Genomic DNA, 19,279 nt, shown 5'->3' with positions numbered 1-19,279 from the left:
CCGGGAGCAAGTCGGAACATCGGGAAGATACATGCCTGCATCGCAAGCTCACGATCAGTCACCTCCGCAAGGCGCAAGCCGCGGCAGCGACGGCACGATCGGCACTTTTCTTTCTGCGTTGTGGCGCGAACCCCTGGTTCACTTCTGCCTCTTGGGTGGCCTGATCTTCGCGATCGATCACGTCGTGCATCCGCCGGTTCAGGACGACAAGACGATCGTCGTGACCAAAGCCATGCGTGAGTCCTTCATCAAAAACTTCTCGGAAGATGGCGACCAGGCCCCGACCGACGAACAGCTCAAGAACATGATCGACAGCTGGGTCGCGAGCGAAATTCTTTATCGCGAGGGCAAGGCACTTGGCGTCGACAAGGGCGACGAAACGATTCGCGATCGCATCGCCTTCAAATTGCAGGTGCTGGTGTTCGACCAGGTCCAGCTGGAAAAACCATCCGAGGAGCAGCTGCGAGCCTATTTTGAAAAGAACCGCAGCCGCTACGACCAGCCGGAACAGGTCAGCTTCCTGCTGACGCCTGCGACCGACGAAGCCACGGTGCACCGTCAGTTCGACGACATGAGGGCCGAACGTGAAGACCCCGATCTCCGGGACCGAACCCGCGCGTTTCCCAATCGCCCCGTCAACACCCTTGCCGCTTCGTTCGGCGAGAATTTCAGCACCACCCTGCTCGGCCTGCCGATCGGCGAATGGCGCATCGTCCAGGCCAGCGACGGCTGGCGCATTGCCCGCCTGGATGCGCGCAAGGCGGCCCAGCCGGCAAGCTTCGAGTCGCTTCGCGACGAGCTCAGGCTGAATTGGAAGACCGACGAAACCAGGAAGCGCGCCTGGGACGCCGTGACCAAGCTCAAGGCCGGCTACACGGTGAAGATCGAGCAGTAACATGCGAAACCTGTTGTTCCGCCTTGTCCTCGTCTTGCTGACCCTGGCGCCCGGCCTGACCAGGTCGCAGGCCCACGAAGCGACCATGGGCGTGATCGAGTTCCGCGAGATGCGCGCCGGGACCTTCATCGGCAAATGGACCAGTGAGCCGAATATCGGTGCTGCGAAGGTGCAGCTGCGGATGCCGCAACATTGCTTTCTGCAAATGCCGGAACTTTCCTGCGGCAGCCGCGGCCTGGTCGGACCGATCAGCGTTGCGAATATGGGCGACGGCCTGTCGGCTTTGCTGGTCAAGGTGTTTTCGCTCGACGGCGCATATCACAGCTACACCCTGTCGTCCGGAAATCCCACCGTCACCGTCCTGGGTGCCGGTGCGCCGACCACCGAGACGTGGATCGAGCTTGCCCGCACCTATGTGAATTACGGCATCGATCACATTCTGCTTGGAGCCGATCACCTGCTCTTCGTGCTCGGCCTGATCTGGATCGTCCAAGGCGGCTGGAAGCTCGTCAAGACCATCACCGCGTTCACGATCGGCCACAGCCTGTCGCTGGCTGCTGCCGCCTTCGGATTGTTCGGCATCCCGGAGAGGCCGCTGAATGCAACCATCGCACTCAGCATCGTATTCGTTGCCGTCGAGATCGTGCGATTGCAGCGTGGCGAATCCACATTCACCGCACGCCGCCCCTGGACCGTCGCCTTCGTGTTCGGACTCGTCCATGGAATCGGCTTTGCGGGTGCGCTGGCCGGCCTCGGCATCGAAGTGCGGCTGCTGCCGGCGGCGCTCCTGTTCTTCAATGTCGGCGTCGAGATCGGCCAACTCGCCTTTGTGCTGCTGGTGCTTGCGCTGATCTGGGCCCATCGCCGCCTGCAGGCGGAGCTGCCGCGCTGGGGGGACGCGATCCCCGCCTATGCGATCGGCTCGGTCGCCATGTTCTGGTTCATCGGCCGTGCCGCACGCATCTTCATGACGTCAACCCTGAGCTGACCCATGCGACCATTCGACTTCCTGCTTCGTACCGCACCGCGCGCCGGATTGGTGCTCGCCGCCCTCGTGTCGATCAGCCAACCGGCGTTCGCGCATGAGCAGGCCGGAATCGCCGGGGGCTTTGCCAGCGGCTTCCTGCATCCATTGACCGGCCTCGACCACATGATCGCAATGGTGGCCGTCGGCATCTGGGGCGCACAGCTCGGCATGCCCGCGATTTGGGTGCTTCCGATCACATTTCCCATCGTCATGGCGATGGGCGGCGTGCTTGGCATCCTCAAACTGCCGCTACCGTTCCAGGAGCCGGTCATCGCGCTTTCGGCTCTCGTTCTCGGGATCGCCGTGGCGATCCGCCTCAAAACGCCGTTTGCCATCGCGGCGGTCATCGTCGCGGTGTTCGCGATCTTCCACGGCTACGCGCATGGCGCCGAGCTACCCCACGCGGCCAATCCGTTCGCCTATGGAATCGGGTTCGTCGTCGCGACGGGCCTGCTGCATCTGTGCGGCATCTCCATTGGACTGCTGCTGCGCTGGCCGATCGGAGATCGCCTGATCCGCGGCATGGGCGCGGCCATCGCCCTGCTCGGCTGCTATTTTCTGGCACGTAGCCTTGGAGGAATGGCGTGATGAGGTCCGTGACACATCTGATCAGGATCCTGATCGCAAGTCTCGCGGCTCTGATCGTTCCGGCCGGCTCGGCGCATGCCCATCTGATCGGGACGCGCTTCGGCGACTTCTACGCGGGCGCATTCCATCCCCTGACAGACCTCAATGACGTCGTGCTTTGGATTGCGCTCGGTCTGCTGGCCGGCTCGCTCGGAGCTCCGCGCAGCCGCTGGCTCGTCGTGCTCTTTCCGATTGGTCTCGTCGCCGGCTTCGCTCTCGCCATAGCGGACGGCACGAACTTTTCGGGCGACGTCGCCAATGCAACGCTGATCGCCTTGCTTGGCCTGGTCCTGGCCGCGGGCCTGCGCCTTCCCGCCCCGCTGCTCGGCATTGTTGCTTTCGCCCTGGCGGTCACGCGCGGCATTGCGAATGCGGCCGCGGTCGAGCCTGCGACCAACCTTGTGCTGTTCGGCGCCGGACTGGCTTGCGCGGGATACGCGACGATGACCCTGACCATGGCGATCGTGGTCGCGTTTCGTCGTTCCGAAGCCGGCGCGGCGTCGGCATGGCGCGGCATCGCACTTCGCGCGCTCGGCGGCTGGATCGCCGCAATCGGCCTCATGATGGTCGGCTTTACGCTGGCCGGACCAGGCGCAACCTAAGGCACGGAGATCGTATCCGGCGCCGGCACTTTCCAGAGCTCGATCATTTATATCATAAATTAACATAACGGCGACTTGCAGACGTCACGTCATTATCATGAAGCAATGCAATAGCTGTTGAGCAAAGGTTAACCTTTGACACTACAGGGGCAGTAAATGCGAAATAAGTTCTTCTCTTCGATCTTGGTTGCGGCCGCGATGCTCGTGGGCGCCATCAGCAACGCGAGCGCGGGCGTTCTCTACACCGGTTCCGGCACATGGGATTCCTTTGCGTCGAACACCGCTTTCAGCGGCGCCAACAAGAGCTGGTCGTTCTCGTTCGAGATCGACAATCCGACCAGCAACCCCTCGAGCGCGATCGTCGACTTCCATTATTCTCTAAATGGCAGCCTGACGAGCCTGAGCGCTAGCTCGATCCAGTACTTCTCGGCGGCCCAGGGCGGCATGTTCAATCTGACGCTGTCGTCGGGCGACGTGATCAGCTTCTTCAACAAGCTCGGCACCCCCGCCATTGACATCGGATCGAGCGGCCACCTGGCGACCGGCCAGTGGGCGGTCGACCTCCTGAGCACCGACTCCCACGGTGCTGACATCAACGGCGCCGGCGTCGTCACCGCCGTTCCGGAGCCCTCGACCTGGGCGATGATGATCCTCGGCTTCGGCGCGCTCGGCTTCTTCGCCTATCGTCGTCGCGGCCTCGTCGCCGCGGCTTGAGGCCAATAAGAAGCATGGCTGCGCAAGCGCGCGGCCATAGGACTGCAACATCCCCGCTGCCCGCGGGGATGTTTTTTGTTTTGAAGCGAAGGCGGTTGGCCGTGCCGCGCGCGAACGGCATGCGAAGGCTGCGCCGGACGGTATCCCGGACTCCCCAGAGGGAAAGCCAATCATTTCAAGACAAAACGTGATTCATGGCGCGCTCGGGAACTCTTTCCAGAGTTCTGGGCATCAACGTCACCGGCCTTCCTCGGCGTAATTTGATCGTCGAGCCGGCTTGCGGGACTTCCCCTGCGCGGCGTAATTTTCAACTGCACGTAGTTCATTCGAAAGCAATCTATCGGGTTCGGCCTGGCGGGAGAGAGCAATGGCGGATGTCCCATGGCACCTTTCCGGTGACTATTTCGAGAATTGCAGCTGCAGCATCGTGTGTCCCTGCCTCGTGTCGGCGGCTCCCCCGTTGACCGCACGACCGACCGAGGGCTTCTGCAACGTGCCGCTGATCTTCCACGTCGAAAGCGGCCACTATGGCGACACCGCGCTCGACGGACTCAATGTCCTGGTCATCCTCCACGCCCCCGGGGTCATGGCTGACGGAGATTGGTCAATCGCTGCCTATATCGATCAGCGTGCCACCGGTGAGCAGACCGACGCTCTAGCTGCGATTTTCACCGGCGCCGCCGGCGGTCCGATGGCAGCGTTCACGCCGCTGATCAGCAAGAATCTGGGAGTTCGCAAGGTCCCGATCACCTTCGGGATCAACGGCAAGACGCGGTCCGCGGAAATCCCTGATATTCTGCACATGTCCGTTGATCCATTGCCGACCATGCATCCGAGCGGCGAGATGTGGGTGAACATCGGCCATCCGGTCAGCCCCGACAACATGGTCATGGCGGTCGGCGCCGCCGGCAATACGTTCAGCGATCACGGCATGCGCTGGGACAATTCCGGCAAGAACGGCCTCTATGCGCCGATCCGCTGGTCGAACCAAGCTTGATGCAGGCTCCCGATACGGCCTTGCGACAAGGCCGGCAACGTCGTCAGCAAACGATCGACAGCACTCTGGAATCCGTGCTGCGGCGAGATCGCTGGATCGCCGGCGGCGCGATCGTCATCATTGCCGCGTTGGCATGGGGCTATGTGCTCTGGCTCGCCAACGACATGGACATGGGCGGCATGGACATGACCGGATTCCGCATGATCCCGGCCGGGATCGGAATCATGTTGCCGGCCAACGAGCCATGGCGAGTGATCGAGTTCGCTTATGTGTTCCTGATGTGGGCGGTGATGATGGTGGGAATGATGGCCCCCTCGGCAGCGCCCATGATCCTCATGTACGCCCGCGTGGGTCGACAGGGGACGGCGCAAGGCAAGCCGTTCGCTGCGACCGGCTGGTTTGCGGCCGGTTATCTCCTGGCCTGGAGTGGCTTTTCGCTGGCAGCCACCTTTCTCCAATGGATCGTCGAGCGGGCAAGCTTGCTGGATTCCCGGATGGCGATCGCCAGCAACTCTCTCGGCGCAATCGTGCTGATCTCGGCCGGAATCTACCAATGGACCCCACTGAAGCACGTCTGTCTCGCCCAATGCCAATCGCCGTTTCTATTCCTGATGCGCCACGGCGGCTTTCGCAACGACATCGGAGGCTGCCTGCTGCTGGGGCTTCGCCACGGAAGTTATTGTGTGGGCTGCTGCTGGGTCTTGATGGCGCTTTTGTTCGTGGGCGGGGTGATGAACGTGCTTTGGATTGCGCTTTTGGCGCTGCTCGTCCTTTTGGAAAAGGTTACGCCGGTGGGACGATGGATCGCGCGCGCCGCCGGCATTGCCTGTGTGGCCGCGGGCGCTTGGCTGCTGGTGGTCTCGCGGTCGTGACGAACAAGCACCAGACCCTCCCCCTCAACGTCGAGATGGGCAGGCACGACAGGTCACGCTGCAGAAAAGCAGAGACCGCCCAAAGGCGGTCTCTTCGCATCTTCCAATGAATCTTTAGACCAAAGCCGCTTTGGCGCGGCGCCGTGAGGCAAGGAAGCCGAGCCCACAGAAGCCCAGAATCATCATCGCCCAGGTGGACGGTTCGGGCACCGCTGCGATCTGTTCCGGAACCAATGTCGCGCCGTATTTGGCGAGATCTGCATCGGTGAAACCGAAGACATAGAAGTTGTTCGGCCCGGAGGTTCCCGGAACGAAATCATTGTCGTTGGCAACCCAAAGCGTGTGCTCCACTTTGCCGTCCACAGTGACGTCCTTGCCAAATGCGAGACCTTCAATCTTGGAAGGGACCTGCGTGTTGGAAATGCCGTGAGCGCCGAGCGCGGTCACGATGTCGAGGAACGGACCGGATTTGCTGACAGCAGCACCGGCCAAGGCCGCGCCGCTGAGTTTCGAGACCTCGGTGGCACCCTTGATGTCGATAACGAAGAGCTGCTTCACCTTGGCCGCGCTGCCGTCTCCGAGGCCTTTGCCGTCCCGTTCGTCGACCAAGAACTGATGATCGTTGAGAGCGACGATCTCGCTGACCCCGCTTCCGGTGGTCAGATTGTAGGCGTACTCATGCGTCGCCTTGGTGGCCACGTCGATCGTTACAATACGAAGGGTCTTCGAAGCATTGGCGGCATCCTGGATCAAAGGCGCCTGCATGATGCCGACAAGGGTCTTTCCATCCGGCGTGAGCGCGAGGCCTTCCATCCCCTTGTTCGCCGTGCGTCCGGACGTGTTGCCGCTGATCTCGGTCGCTCCGACGGGAGAGAGATTTGCCACGTTGAGGTTGCTCGGCAGCGTAAACGTCTGAATTAACTTGCCGGTGCTGTTGTCGAACTGGCGAACATAGGGACCGTATTCGTCCGAGACGTAGACGCTCTTTCCATCCGGTGCCACGCGGATCGACTCCGGATCGAGCCGGGCATTGGTCGGATTTCCCGAGTTGCCCGGGCCGTAATTGTCCGAACGGCCGGTGAAGTAATAAGTATTGCTCGTGTTCTGCGCAGGAGCGCCCGAACCAAGCGGCGTGCCATCCGCCTTGTTGCCAAGACCGGCACCTGTCCCGTAGGTGAGCGGCGTTGAGCTGGAAAGCAGCGTCGTTTTGGTGAGGGTCGGCGTCAGCGAGAACGGCAAAGCCCCGCCCGGCGTCGCCGTCAGATTCATGTTCACCGTCTGATAGCGGCTGATATAGGAAACGGTGTCGTCAACCTTGGAATTGTAAGGCGTTGCGTTCGGGCCGCGGTCCGGCAAGGCGTAGAATGTGTTGCCGCCCGCATAGGCGATGCCAGAGCCCATTCCACCCAGAATGTTCCCAGGGAGTCCGTTTTCCAGCGTCCCGGTGAGACCGGAAAGATCGGCATTTGGGCCGGCACTGCTCCCGGTCAGTGAGCCGATGGCCAATAGCGCGACCTCGGCTTTGGCCGCAGGGACCGCAAACATCGACACAAGCAAAACACCTGAAGAAACAACGCGACGCATAGCCCCACCCCTAAATTTACCATTTGGAAAGAGTGATATGCCGGTGCTTTGTTACAGCTGGATGTCGAATGTGTCGCATCGCTTGCCTTTGGACACATTGGGACACATTGGATCTGGCAAGCTTGGTCGTGGCGAGCGAAAGCCCACGACAGCAGGTGCGATCCAATTCCAGAAAGGGGTTTGTGGTGCGCTCGGAGGGACTCGAACCCCCACGGTGTTACCCACTGCCACCTCAAGGCAGCGCGTCTACCAGTTCCGCCACGAGCGCAAGAAGATGCCGGCCTGAGGTCGTTGGCTGGCCGGATCAGCGGCCGCCGATCTAACAAATCCATCAGGGGGATACAAGCCTGCAAAGGGCCTGAATTCCACAAGCTTGGCAGGAAAATCGCTCGTCCCCGCCCGAATCGGCCCTATCGGTTGGGGTCGGGCCCTACCGCACGGCCAGGCCGCTACCGTGTGCCCGGCGTCCGCGGCAGCATCTGCTTGACCTCGACCGCAATCCGGTTCCGGTCGACCAGCACGACGCCGGAGGCCACCGGCAAATTGTTGGCCAAAACCTTGACCTCGTCAGCCTCGGTTGCGTCCAGCTCGATGATGGCGCCGCGGGAAAGACGTAATACTTGATGGATCGGCATGGTGGTCGTCCCGAGGACGACCATGAGATCCACGGTGACTTTATCGAGTGTGGGCACTGTCAGGACCGCCGCAACCTGGGACTCAACGCCAAAGGACTTTGGCATTTGCGCCTGTGATCATCACCACGTTATGGTTAGCCAATGGTTAAGCCACTTCAAAACCCTCGCCAAGAGCTCGATTTAACATCGTTTTCCGCCAAAGGCGGCAAGCCCGTCGAGTGGCGAATCTCGGACGAGCCGGTGCCCTATCCGGAGGCCGTGGCCGCCATGGAGGCACGCGTTGCGGCGATCGCGGCAGGCGAGGCGCCGGAGCTGGTCTGGCTGCTCGAGCACCCCCCGCTCTACACCTCCGGGACATCAGGCAAGGCGACCGACCTGCTCGATGCCCGATTCCCGACCTTCGCGACGGGGCGCGGCGGGCAGCTGACTTATCATGGGCCCGGCCAGCGGGTGGCCTACATCATGCTCGACCTCAAGCGCCGACGCCCCGACGTGCGGGCTTATGTCGCGAGCCTCGAGGAGCTGATCCTGAAGACGCTGGCCGCCTTCAACATCCGCGGCGAGCGGCGCGAGGACCGGGTCGGCGTCTGGGTGAAGCGCCCGGACAAGGGGGTGGAGCACGAGGACAAGATCGCGGCGATCGGCGTGCGGCTGAAACGCTGGGTCTCGTTCCACGGCATCGCCATCAATGTCGAGCCGGAGCTGTCGCATTTCGCCGGCATCGTGCCGTGTGGCGTCACCGACAATCGCTACGGCGTCACCTCGCTGGCCGATCTCGGCCAGCTCGTGACGATGGAGGATGTCGACATCGCGCTCCGGCAGGCCTTCGAGGAGCTGTTCGGGCCGACGCGCGCCCTGCTGCCCGAAACCACCGCCTGACGCTTTCTGTTGGCGGCGCGCCGCGCGCGTTCTCCAGCAACATGGAATCGGTTACGCTAACCTCAGGCGCCGCCCACGCCTCCCCCCTCCGCCGGGAAAGCAGATCTCATGCCGGGCGACTAAGCCATCGAACCAACTGTTCGAGCATCGGGCATAAGGAGGGATTGCGCTTTCTGCTCGCATCAGGAGGTTCTGACGATGAAGCTGTCTGCGCCGATCTATCATCTCAAGCGAAAAGCAAAGCGCCTGTCCCACGAGGAAGGCATCCCGCTGCACGACGCGCTTGATCGTGTCGCCACGACGGAAGGCTTTTCCGCCTGGAGCTTGCTCGCGGCGAAGGCCGCAGCATCAACGCCAGCCAATCGGCTGTTTCCGCAACTCCAACCGGGCGACCTCGTGCTGGTCGGGGCGCGTCCCGGCCAGGGCAAGACGTTGATGAGCCTCGAACTCGCCGTGGAGGCCATGAAGTGCGGCCATCGCGCTGCGTTCTTTTCGCTCGATTACACCGAGAAAGACGTGCTGGACCGCATGCGTGCGATCGGCGTGGAGCCCGCTCAGTTCGACAAACTGTTCGAGATCGATTGCTCCGATGCCATCAGTGCCGATTATGTCGTCAAGCAGATGGCATCGGCGCCGCAGGGCACGGTCGTTGTGATCGACTATCTGCAACTGCTCGACCAGCGGCGGGAAAACCCTGATCTCACCGTTCAGGTGCGCGCGCTGAAATCGTTCGCGCGCGACAAGGGGCTGGTCGTCGTCTTCATCTCGCAGATCGACCGGTCCTATGACCCGATGGTCAAGCCCTGCCCTGACATCAGCGATGTCAGGCTGCCGAACCCGCTGGACCTGAAGCTGTTCGACAAGACGTGCTTCATCAACAACGCCGAAGTCCAGTTCCGGGCGGCGAGCTGACGATCAGGCCGCGGGTGAGACCGCTCACCCGCGGCCGCAAATATCACGCGGCCTTCAGCGATACTTCGAGCTTGCCGGCGATGTAGCGCCGTTCCTGGGTCAGGCCGCCAAAGCCGTAGGCATCGCTCTTGACCTCGTCGACATGCAAATACGTCTCGGGATGCAGCGGGCCTAGGATCTCGGCCATGCGCTTGAACATCGCGGCGAGATAGGCCGCCTTCTCGTCCTTGGTGTTGGTGCCCTCGCTGACATGGATGTCGATCCAGTAGCTGGCGAGCTTCTGCTCGGCGAGCGACTTCCCGCCGGCGAACCAGTCGGACGCATCGACCGACTTTACGATGATGGCGGTGACCTTGGGATCCTTGTGCAGGATCTGAGCAGTGAGTTCGGAGACGGCGCTCGCGATGTCGGCCTTGAGCGACGGCGACTGGCGGGAGGTGGTGTAGGACACGGTGATCAGGGGCATTGTCGTTCTCCTCAATTGACGCTGGTTTCAACGGCGTTGTCGAGAAGCTAGACCTCCCAGCATCATTTTGGTATCTTATCTCGTATAATACCAGTGATAAGATTCAGTAATGACAGCCACACTCGACATCGCCACGATCAAGGCGTTCCTGCTGGTCGCAGACCTCCAGAGTTTCACGCGCACCGCCGAGGCGCTCGGCACGACGCAGGCCGCCGTTAGCCTGAAGCTGCAGCGGCTGGAGACACTGCTGGGCAGACGCCTCGTCGAGCGCTCGCCGCGCGCAGTCCGGCTCACCGCAGACGGTGCGAGTTTCCTCGAACGCGCCCGCGCACTGATGGAGGCACACGACCGCGCCCTGTCGGGCGAAGCACCGGCCGCACAGGCGCTCTCACTCGGCATCTCTGATCACGCAGCGGGCCCGGAACTGGTACCGCTGCTCGAACGTCTACACGCGATGTCGTCGAACCTCACGCTCGCCGTCACCATCGGCTTCTCGCGCGAGATGCAGGATGCCTACGATTCCGGCGAACTGGACGCGGTGATCGTGCGCCAGGAAGGCAGCCGCCGCGGCGGCGAGAAGCTGACCGAGGATGAGTTTGGCTGGTTCGCGTCACGACGTTTCATGCTGCCGAAGGGCGAGCCGTTGCCGTTCGCGACGCTCGCTCCGCCCTGCGGTGTCCGCGCCATCGCCGTGCGCGCGCTCGACAAGGCGGGCGTCGCCTGGCGCGAGCGCTTCGTCGGTGGCGGCGTGACCGCGGTGGTCGCAGCCGCGCTGGCCGGCCTCGCTATTGCACCGCTGGCGCGGCGGATCGCGCCTGCAGGGCTGATCGACATCGGACCTGCGCACAAGCTGCCGAAGCTCGGCAGCTCGAAGGTGATGCTGCATTCGAAGGTCAGCGATCCCGCCAAACTCGCGGCGCTGCGCGCTGTCGCCGCGACGTTCCGGACCACGGCGAGAGCTACCTAGCGCCCGCGTCCCTTCCCGCCGCAAACCAATACGCAACCCCGGCCAGGCATCCGGCCAAGGCAAACAGCGCATCCAACGCAAGGACCTTCCCGAAGATGCCGCCCCCGATCAGGACTCCGATCGCAGCACCCGCTGGCGCATAGAAGAACACAGATCGAATTCGAAATGCCTCACCGAGCCATATCACCAGCCCGGCCGGCATTCCGCTGAGCAAGCACGTAAAGATCAAAGTGATTGGCAAGAAAAGCAAAACCAGGGCGACGATCGGGCCCATCCCTTCCAGAAACCCTCGATGCGGAAGGGACAGTATTGCGGAAAGGAGCGGCAACGCTCCCAATGTCGCGGTTGTCGTCAAGCATCCGCGGAACCAGCCATTCACAACGCGAGGATATGCAGCACAGGACAGGACATCACCTCATAGGATCGCCTCGAACGCGCTGCGCAGCGTCTCATGCCGGAACACAAAGCCGCGGCTCAGCGCCTTGTTCGGCAGCACGCGCTGGCCGCCGAGCAGGAGCTCATCGGCAAAGCCGCCGCCGATCCGGCGCAGCAGGCCGCCGGGGATGCGGAACACCGCGGGCCGGTGCAGCCGGCGGCCGAGCTCTTCGGTAAATTTCGCATTGGTGACGGGGATTGGCGCGGTGGCATTGACCGGCCCGGTGAGATCGGGCGTCGCCATCACATAGGCGATCAGCCGGATCAGATCGTCGCGCTCGATCCAGGACATCCACTGCCGACCGGTGCCGAGCGGACCACCGAGCCCGAACTCGAACGGCGTCAGCATGCGCGTGATGAAGCCGCCTTCCGTTCCCAGCACGAGGCCGATGCGCAAATGGACCACGCGCACACCAAACTCCTCCGCCGGGAGCGCCGCCTTCTCCCAGGCCGCGCACAGCTCGTGGCTGAAGCAGGCGTGCGACTTCGCCGACTCCGTCAGCACCTGGTCCGCCCACAATCCATACCAGCCGGTCGCAGAGCCACTGACCAGCACCTCGGGCTTGCGGTCGAGTCGCGCGATCAGCTTCACGACCTCGTCGGTCATGTCGACGCGGGAGCCGATGATCTTCGCGCGCTTCGCTTCGGTCCACAGGCTGTTGCCGATCGGCTCGCCGGCGAGATTGACGATGGCATCGATGGGCGTGTCCGCGGCGAGTTGATCGAGGCTCGTGACCAACGTCACCGGCGGCGGCAGCATCTCGGCCTTGGCGCGGTTACGTATTAGCGCAATGACGTGGTGCCCTGCTTCGCTGAGGCTCGCCGCAAGCCGGCTGCCTATGAAACCGGTGGCGCCGGTGATCAACACCGTCTTGCGGCCAGGCAGCTTCTCGACGAGGCCGTCCGCAGGGACGCTTCGCATCCGGCCGAGCCGCCGCATCGCGGCAAAATCCCTGACGCCGCACAGCGCCGCGCCAACCGCGCAGGCGGTCGCGGCGATGCTGAGCAGGCCCTGATACACGACGCTCACGCCAAATGGTTGCATCGCCCAATCGATCAGCACCGGCAGCAACAGCACCAGGATGGCGCCATAATTGATCGCGAGCAGCGTGTGATTGATCCGCTCACTCGGCGGCAGCTTCCGGCTCAGATCCTCCTCGACGAAATCCATCAGCGTGATGACGATCTCAGCGACCAGCACCGCGACGATCAAGAGCGCCAGCACGCCGTAGACCTCCAGCCAGCCGAGCAGCAGGAACAAGAGCGCATACAGCATGTTGCGGATGCCGTGCAGCTTCAGCTCGAAACGCTGCGACACCCGCCATGCCAGGCGCTCCGTGAATTCGTGGTGATAGAAGGTGTCGAACACGCCCATCACGATCTGGATGGCGATGAGGGTCCACAACAGCGGGGTCATGACACGGTCTCCCTGAACAAGGCTGACTGATGGATCAGCGTGCCGTAACGCGGATGAATGACGTCGAGGGTGAAGCGAAAGACGCCCTCGCCGAGATCGCGATGCGTCACGGTGAGATCGCCCGGCGTGAGCCATTGCGGCAGCGGGATCCACAGACGTCCGAGCTGCAAGCCGTAGCCAGCACTGCGGAAGGTCAGCGTTTCGCCCTCGACCGCGATGCGGAGCGCCATCGAGACGCCGAAGCCGACATATTCCTCGAGCCCCGTCGGGCCGGCGAAGCGTTTTGCGGAATGAATCACCTGCGGAAAGCCGCGCTTGCGCGCGCAGATGCGCGTCCAGGTCTGGCCGCCGGTCGCGCCGTCCTCGGTGACGGTGACGATCATCGGCACGCCGGTGTCAGGACCAGTCGGCAGCGGCCCGCCGATCAGGCGCGCGGCCTGCGCGAACCACCAGCCGATGTTGCTGAAAGAGACCTCGTCGACCACGCCGACATAGACGACGCTGTCGCCATCGGCGACGCGCTTGGAAAAACGCCGCCAGGTCGCGAGCGGCAGGCGGCCCCAATCCTCGTCCGACAGCAACGAACGGAAGCGACGATCGTCGAGCAGTTTGATGTGAGCGGAGGGCGTTGCGTTGAAGCCTGATAATCGAGCCGACGTCATCGCAACCCTCCTCAACACTATTTGGCCTTGCCCAGCGGCAGCAGGTTGGCGATCTTTTCGCCAAGCCGCATCAACGCGACCACCCGCGACCGCGGCACTTTCAGCATCTGCATGAACCAGTGGTCGGCGAGTTCGGTGAACGCGAGCATCTCCTTCAGCCGTTTGCTCGCGACCGGATTGATGGTCGGATCATCGGCGGCATCGGTCACGCAGGCCCGCAGCGCCGTGATCGCCGGATCGAGCTCCCGTTCCTTGCGCCGCGCAGCGATCCTGGCCGCGACCTCCCAGATGTCCGTCTCAGCCTCGTAATGGTCGCGGCGGTCGCCGAGGATCGGCACCCGCCGGATCAGATTCCAGGCGAGCAGTTCCTTCAGCGAGTTGGAGACGTTGGAGCGGGCCATGCCGAGCGTGTCGGCAATGTCCTCGGCCGTCATCGGCGCCTCGGCAAGATAGAGCAGCCCGTGGATCTGGCTGACCGAGCGGTTGACGCCCCACTGATCCCCCATGTCCCCCCAATGCAGGATGAAGCGCTCGACGGCGGCGGGAAGTTTCTTCTTTCCGGTTATTTCTGTCATAACAGAAATATCTGACGCCTGCGATTGCGTGTCAAGGGCCTTTGGCACTTGCATACCGTCGGCTCCATTTGCCTAAAAACGTCCCAGGATACGGGAACCAAACGCCGCGTGAAGCGTTTGCCCCCGTCGAGGCGGGGTCCGGAATGATCAGAAAGTCCAATCAACAGAGAGACTTGTTCGAAAGCGAACGGAGTTTCCGGCTGTTGGTGGAGGGAGTCGCGGACTACGCCCTCTACATGCTCGATCCCAACGGAATCATTACCAGCTGGAACATCGGCGGCGAGCGGATCAAAGGCTATTCACCGCAGGAGATCCTCGGCCAGCATTTCTCGCGCTTCTATACCGAGACCGACCGCGCCAACGGCAAGCCCGCACGGGCGCTCGGCATCGCCCGGGACCAGGGCCGTTACGAAGAGGAGGGCTGGCGTGTCCGTAAGGACGGCACCTTCTTCTGGGCCAGCGTCGTGATCGACCCGATCTACGAGGACGGCACCCTCGTCGGCTATGCCAAGATCACCCGCGACATCACCGAGCGCCGCAACACCCAGCTCAAGCTCGAGGCGATGCAGAGGCAGCTTGCCGAGTCGCAGAAGTTCGATGCGCTCGGCCAGCTCACCGGCGGCGTCGCGCACGATTTCAACAATCTGCTGATGATCATCAGCGGCAGCTTGCACGTCCTGAAGAAGGGCGACCCCGACGATTCCAGATTACAGCGCGCGATCTCGGCGATCGAGACGGCCACCAAGCGCGGCGCCGCGTTGACGGGACAGCTGCTGTCCTTCGCGCGGCGGCAGAGCGTCAATCCACAGGCGATCCATTTCGGCGATCGCATCGAGGCCATTCGCGAGGTGCTTCACGCCGGCGTCGGCAGCGCCGTTCGTCTCGCCTTCGATATCGAGCGCGAGGTCTGGCCGGTCAGAGCGGACGTCTCCGAGTTCGAGACCGCTCTGCTCAATCTCGTCATCAATGCGCGCGACGCGATGCCCGACGGCGGCACGGTGACGATCGGCGCGCACAACATCATCCTCGACGATCCGCTCCATAGCGGCGAATACGTCGCCATCGCCGTCTCCGATACCGGGCTCGGTATCCCCTCCGACGTCGTCGACAAGATCTTCGAGCCGTTTTTCACGACGAAGCCAGTCGGGAAAGGCACCGGTCTCGGCCTGTCGCAGGTGCACGGCTTTGCGCACCAGGCCGGCGGCACGGTCAAGGTCGCCAGCGAGCTCGGCAAGGGAACGACGTTCACCATCCTGTTGCCGCGCGAAACCGCGGCCGCCCCGAGCGAAACATCCGTGACAACGCCGCTCCGCGGCAGCGGCACCGTGCTGCTGGTTGAAGATAATCCCGATGTCGCACTCGTCAGCATCGGCCTTTTGGAGCAGCTCGGCTACCACGTACGTCGGGTCGCGGACGCCGAAGCCGCGCTGCGCGAGCTCGAGAACAACGGCGTCGACTTCGTGTTCTCCGACATCGTCATGCCTGGCAAGATGGACGGACTCGGCCTCGCCCACCGTCTTCGTCAGATCCATCCCGACCTGCCGATTCTGCTCGCCACCGGCTACAGCGAAGTCGCCGCTGGCGTCCGCGGCGAGTTCCCGATCCTGCGCAAGCCGTATGAGATCCACGAGCTCAGCGAAGCGATATCGAAACTGCCGCGGTGATGGCCGGCTAAATCGTCGGCAACACCGAGAATGCCTCCCCTGCCCGGCGCAGGTTCAGCTCGTCGAGGCTTGCCGTCTCACTCGTCACGCTGTCGACGCGCGAGGATGGCGGGCCGTGGCGACACAGCGCGACCATGTCGGCGACATGCTTCGGCGCGCCGGCGAACAGCGCTTCGACGCTGCCGTCGCGGCGGTTGCGGACCCAGCCTTCGAGACCGCTGGCGGTTGCCTGATATTCGACCCAAGCCCGATAGCCCACGCCTTGCACACGCCCGCGGATCATGACCTGGAGGATCGCGCGGCTCATTTTTTCAGTCCAAGAAGATCGGCGCTGCGCGCCTTGACGTCGGCCTCACGCGTGACACGATTGGTCAGCTCCACGGACGGCAATCCCTTCAGCGCCTTCGGCGGCGTGCCCTCGCGCAACGCTTTTTGAACCTCGTAGACGGCCTGCGTCGCCGCCGCGATCGGCGCATGGCCCTGGAGCGCGATGCGCACGCGCTGGCTCGCGAGATAGTCGAGCGCGTTCAATTCGTCCGGCGCGCCGCCGAGCACGATGGGCAGACGCGTGGCGCCGGCGATGGCCTCAAGCTCGGCGCGCGACTTGATGCCGGTGAAGAACAGCGCATCGACGCCAACGGCCTCATAGGCCCTGGCGCGACGGATCGCGTCCTCGATCGAGGTGATCGAGGCGGCGCCAGTGCGGCCCATGATGACCAGCGAGGGATCGCCACGGCCATCGAGCGCGGCCTTCATCTTGCCGACGCCCTCCTCCAGTGAGATCAGCTGCGCCTTCGCCTCGCCAAAGGCCGCCGGCAACAGCGTATCCTCGATGGTGAGGCCGGCGGCGCCCGCCGTCTCTAGTTCCTGCACCGTGCGGCGCACGTTGAGCGCATTGCCGTAGCCGTGGTCGGCATCGACCAGCACCGGCAGGCTTGCGGCGCGCGACATCCGCCGCATCTGCTCGGCGAGCTCGGTGAGCGTGATCAGCGTGACGTCGGGATCGCCGAGCACGGCGAGCGAGGCGACCGAGCCGCCGAACATGCCGAGCGGAAAGCCAAGATCCTCGGCAATGCGGATCGAGATGGCGTCATAGACGGAGCCTGGATGGACGCAGGTCCCGCCCGACAGGATGAGCCGCAGTTTCTCGCGGCGGGAACGAAAGGCCATGGTGCCCTCTCAATTGTTGCGACGCAGCCGCAACATACTCCGTCATTGCGAGCGCAGCGAAGCAATCCAGAGTCTTTCCGCGGAGGCAGTCTGGATTGCTTCGCTGCGCTCGCAATGACGGTGTTGGTGGGCCAGCGGGGCCCCACTCACACGTTTACGCAAACTCCAAAATCAGCGCATCCACCGCGAGCGTCGCGCCGGCGCTGGCGTGGACCTTCTTCACGGTGCCGTCCTGCTCGGCGCGGAGCACGTTCTGCATCTTCATGGCCTCGACCACGGCCAGCGTCTCGCCGGCCTTGACCTCCTGCCCCTCGGTCACCGCGATCGAGACGATCAGGCCGGGCATCGGGCACAGCAACTTCTTGCCGGTATCGGACGCCGTCATTACCGGCATCAGCCGCGCCGAGGCCGCTTCCGCCTCGGTCCAGACATAGACGGGCACCTCGACGCCCTGGTGCGCAAGGCGAATGCCGTTGGCAATCGGCCGCGTCTGCACCGCGACGAGTTGGCCGTCGATGGTGCCCTGCCAGACCGGATCGCCCGGCTTCCACGGCGATTGCAACAGATGCGCATTGCCGACCTTGCCGTCAGCGTCAACGAAACGGATCGCGATCGCATCGCCCTCGCGGACGACCTCGAGCAGGATTTCCTGGCGGTCGAGCCAGACCGCGCGACGGCGTTCGCGCTGCACGACGCGCCCGCCCATCTGCCCCGAGATCTGCCGCTTGCGCTCGCCGAGCACGTGATCGATGGCGGCGCCGACCGCTGCGATCCGCCGGGCGACCTCGCCTTCGGGCACGCGCACTGCAAAGCCCTTGGGGAATTCCTCGGCGATGAAGCCGGTCGACAGCCTTCCCTCGCGCCAGCGAGGATGATGCATCAGCGCCGACAGGAACGGGATGTTGTGCCTGATGCCGTCGACATAGAACGAATCGAGCGCGGTCGCCTGTGCCTCGATCGCCGCTGCGCGCGAGGGTGCGTGCGTGACCAGCTTGGCGATCATCGGATCGTAGTGAATCGAAATCTCGCCGCCCTCCTGAACGCCGGTATCGTTGCGCACGGTGATGCCGTCCTGGCTCGCTTCCGCCGGGGGGCGATACTTCACCAGGCGTCCGATCGAGGGCAGGAAGTTGCGGAACGGATCTTCCGCGTAAAGGCGCGACTCCACCGCCCAGCCGGTCAGCGTGACATCCTTCTGCGCGATCGCGAGCTTCTCGCCGGCAGCGACGCGGATCATCTGCTCGACGAGATCGACGCCGGTGACGAGCTCGGTGACGGGATGCTCGACCTGGAGACGCGTGTTCATCTCCAGGAAGTAAAAGCTCTTGTCCTGGCCTGCGACGAATTCGACCGTACCGGCGGAATCATAATTCACGGCCTTCGCCAGCGCGACGGCCTGCTCGCCCATCTTGCGGCGGGTGGCCTCGTCGAGCAGCGGCGACGGCGCCTCCTCGATGACCTTCTGGTTGCGGCGCTGGATCGAGCATTCGCGCTCGCCGAGATAGATCACGTTGCCGTGCTTGTCGCCCAGCACCTGGATCTCGATGTGACGGGGATCGACAATGAACTTCTCGACGAAGACGCGATCATCGCCGAACGAGGCCTTTGCTTCCGCCTTGGCGAGATTGAAGCCTTCGGCGACCTCGGCCTTGGAATGGGCGATCCGCATGCCCTTGCCGCCGCCGCCGGCGGAGGCCTTGATCATGACGGGGTAGCCGATCTCGTCTGCGATCTTCACGGCGTGCTTGTCGTCCTCGATGACGCCGAGATAGCCAGGCACGGTCGAGACCTTGGCCTTCGCAGCCGCCTTCTTGGATTCGATCTTGTCGCCCATCGCGGCGATCGCGCCCGGATTGGGACCGATGAAGACGATGCCGGCCGCTTCCAGCGCCCGCGGAAATGCCTCGCGCTCGGACAGGAAGCCATAGCCGGGGTGCACGGCCTCGGCGCCGGTCTTCTTGCAGGCCTCGACGATCTTCTCGATCACCAGATAGCTCTCGGCCGCGGCGGGCGGGCCGATCAGGACGGCCTCGTCGGCCATCTCGACATGGAGGGCGTCGCGGTCGGCCTCGGAATAGACCGCAACCGTCTGAATTCCCATCTTGCGCGCGGTCTTGATGACCCGGCAGGCGATTTCGCCGCGATTGGCGATCAGGATGCGTTTGAACATGATTTTCTT

At 63.5% G+C, this 19,279-nt stretch carries 18 protein-coding genes, 1 tRNA gene and 3 pseudogenes; 11 read left to right on the top strand and 11 right to left on the bottom strand.

The window, feature by feature from the left end:
- Positions 1-31: 31 nt before the first annotated feature.
- From G8O24_RS19875 to G8O24_RS19845, 7 genes and pseudogenes are all read left to right on the top strand, one after another.
- Positions 32-895: a peptidyl-prolyl cis-trans isomerase gene (locus G8O24_RS19875; protein WP_244645910.1), complete on the top strand. Its 864-nt coding sequence runs from the start codon at positions 32-34 to the stop codon at positions 893-895.
- Position 896: 1 nt separating this feature from the next.
- On the top strand, positions 897-1,883 hold the full coding sequence (locus G8O24_RS19870; RefSeq protein ID WP_188102207.1) for a HupE/UreJ family protein: 987 nt from the start codon (positions 897-899) through the stop codon (positions 1,881-1,883).
- A gap of 3 nt (positions 1,884-1,886) precedes the next feature.
- Positions 1,887-2,510: a HupE/UreJ family protein gene (locus G8O24_RS19865; protein ID WP_188102205.1), complete on the top strand. Its 624-nt coding sequence runs from the start codon at positions 1,887-1,889 to the stop codon at positions 2,508-2,510.
- A complete protein-coding gene (locus tag G8O24_RS19860; RefSeq protein ID WP_188102203.1) occupies positions 2,510-3,151 on the top strand; it encodes a HupE/UreJ family protein in 642 nt (213 codons plus the stop codon). Before G8O24_RS19865 ends, G8O24_RS19860 begins: the two co-directional genes overlap by 1 nt.
- Before the next feature lie 609 nt (positions 3,152-3,760).
- A pseudogene (locus G8O24_RS46360) lies at positions 3,761-3,865 on the top strand (PEPxxWA-CTERM sorting domain-containing protein); the annotation flags it as partial.
- Positions 3,866-4,232: 367 nt separating this feature from the next.
- Complete coding sequence (locus tag G8O24_RS19850; protein ID WP_188102199.1) at positions 4,233-4,862, top strand: DUF1326 domain-containing protein; 630 nt, start codon at positions 4,233-4,235, stop codon at positions 4,860-4,862.
- A complete protein-coding gene (locus tag G8O24_RS19845) occupies positions 4,862-5,734 on the top strand; it encodes a DUF2182 domain-containing protein (RefSeq protein ID WP_188102197.1) in 873 nt (290 codons plus the stop codon). The genes G8O24_RS19850 and G8O24_RS19845 overlap by 1 nt, the downstream gene beginning before the upstream one ends.
- A gap of 114 nt (positions 5,735-5,848) precedes the next feature.
- On the opposite strand, the pseudogene G8O24_RS46355 reads toward G8O24_RS19845, so the two are convergent.
- From G8O24_RS46355 to G8O24_RS19830, 4 genes and pseudogenes are all read right to left on the bottom strand, one after another.
- Positions 5,849-5,950 (bottom strand): annotated as a pseudogene (locus tag G8O24_RS46355) (PEPxxWA-CTERM sorting domain-containing protein); the annotation flags it as partial.
- A gap of 108 nt (positions 5,951-6,058) precedes the next feature.
- A pseudogene (locus G8O24_RS19840) lies at positions 6,059-7,135 on the bottom strand (esterase-like activity of phytase family protein); the annotation flags it as partial.
- 366 nt (positions 7,136-7,501) lie between these two features.
- A tRNA-Leu gene (locus tag G8O24_RS19835) sits at positions 7,502-7,586 on the bottom strand.
- Between the two features lie 181 nt (positions 7,587-7,767).
- A complete protein-coding gene (locus G8O24_RS19830; protein ID WP_011088012.1) occupies positions 7,768-8,010 on the bottom strand; it encodes a FliM/FliN family flagellar motor switch protein in 243 nt (80 codons plus the stop codon).
- 84 nt (positions 8,011-8,094) lie between these two features.
- On the opposite strand from G8O24_RS19830, the gene lipB reads away from it, so the two are divergent.
- The gene (gene lipB, locus G8O24_RS19825) at positions 8,095-8,832 is read left to right on the top strand and encodes a lipoyl(octanoyl) transferase LipB (protein ID WP_188102193.1); all 738 of its coding nucleotides are present in this window, start codon (positions 8,095-8,097) and stop codon (positions 8,830-8,832) included.
- Between the two features lie 198 nt (positions 8,833-9,030).
- Complete coding sequence (locus G8O24_RS19820; protein ID WP_188102192.1) at positions 9,031-9,744, top strand: DNA helicase; 714 nt, start codon at positions 9,031-9,033, stop codon at positions 9,742-9,744.
- A gap of 43 nt (positions 9,745-9,787) precedes the next feature.
- Here the strand turns inward: G8O24_RS19820 and G8O24_RS19815 are convergent, their stop codons facing one another.
- Positions 9,788-10,210, bottom strand: a complete 423-nt coding sequence (locus tag G8O24_RS19815) for a tautomerase family protein (RefSeq protein WP_188102190.1) — start codon at positions 10,208-10,210, stop codon at positions 9,788-9,790.
- Positions 10,211-10,319: 109 nt separating this feature from the next.
- Here G8O24_RS19815 and G8O24_RS19810 point away from each other — a divergent pair, with 109 nt between their 5' ends.
- The gene (locus tag G8O24_RS19810; RefSeq protein ID WP_188102188.1) at positions 10,320-11,177 is read left to right on the top strand and encodes a LysR family transcriptional regulator; all 858 of its coding nucleotides are present in this window, start codon (positions 10,320-10,322) and stop codon (positions 11,175-11,177) included.
- 415 nt (positions 11,178-11,592) lie between these two features.
- Here G8O24_RS19810 and G8O24_RS19805 read toward each other — a convergent pair whose 3' ends face one another.
- The 3 genes from G8O24_RS19805 to G8O24_RS19795 are packed head-to-tail and all read right to left on the bottom strand — an operon-like array spanning position 11,593 to position 14,266.
- Positions 11,593-13,029 (bottom strand): TIGR01777 family oxidoreductase, encoded by a 1,437-nt coding sequence (locus G8O24_RS19805; RefSeq protein ID WP_188102186.1) that lies wholly within the window; start codon positions 13,027-13,029, stop codon positions 11,593-11,595.
- Positions 13,026-13,691: a DUF4166 domain-containing protein gene (locus G8O24_RS19800; RefSeq protein WP_188102184.1), complete on the bottom strand. Its 666-nt coding sequence runs from the start codon at positions 13,689-13,691 to the stop codon at positions 13,026-13,028. The genes G8O24_RS19805 and G8O24_RS19800 overlap by 4 nt, the downstream gene beginning before the upstream one ends.
- A 17-nt stretch (positions 13,692-13,708) precedes the next feature.
- Entirely contained in the window at positions 13,709-14,266 is a 558-nt protein-coding gene (locus G8O24_RS19795; RefSeq protein ID WP_188102182.1) for a GbsR/MarR family transcriptional regulator, read from the bottom strand.
- Positions 14,267-14,409: 143 nt separating this feature from the next.
- On the opposite strand from G8O24_RS19795, the gene G8O24_RS19790 reads away from it, so the two are divergent.
- The gene (locus tag G8O24_RS19790) at positions 14,410-15,930 is read left to right on the top strand and encodes a PAS domain-containing hybrid sensor histidine kinase/response regulator family protein (RefSeq protein ID WP_188102180.1); all 1,521 of its coding nucleotides are present in this window, start codon (positions 14,410-14,412) and stop codon (positions 15,928-15,930) included.
- Positions 15,931-15,937: 7 nt separating this feature from the next.
- On the opposite strand, the gene G8O24_RS19785 is transcribed toward G8O24_RS19790, so the two are convergent.
- From G8O24_RS19785 to G8O24_RS19775, 3 genes are all read right to left on the bottom strand, one after another.
- Positions 15,938-16,237, bottom strand: a complete 300-nt coding sequence (locus G8O24_RS19785; protein WP_188102178.1) for an acylphosphatase — start codon at positions 16,235-16,237, stop codon at positions 15,938-15,940.
- Complete coding sequence (locus G8O24_RS19780) at positions 16,234-17,100, bottom strand: isocitrate lyase/PEP mutase family protein (protein ID WP_188102176.1); 867 nt, start codon at positions 17,098-17,100, stop codon at positions 16,234-16,236. Before G8O24_RS19780 ends, G8O24_RS19785 begins: the two co-directional genes overlap by 4 nt.
- A gap of 154 nt (positions 17,101-17,254) precedes the next feature.
- On the bottom strand, positions 17,255-19,270 hold the full coding sequence (locus G8O24_RS19775; protein WP_188102174.1) for an acetyl-CoA carboxylase biotin carboxylase subunit: 2,016 nt from the start codon (positions 19,268-19,270) through the stop codon (positions 17,255-17,257).
- Positions 19,271-19,279 lie beyond the last annotated feature (9 nt).

This window comes from Bradyrhizobium campsiandrae, assembly GCF_014529705.1.
GTDB lineage: Bacteria > Pseudomonadota > Alphaproteobacteria > Rhizobiales > Xanthobacteraceae > Bradyrhizobium > Bradyrhizobium campsiandrae.
This window is presented reverse-complemented; position numbering and strand designations above follow the sequence as displayed.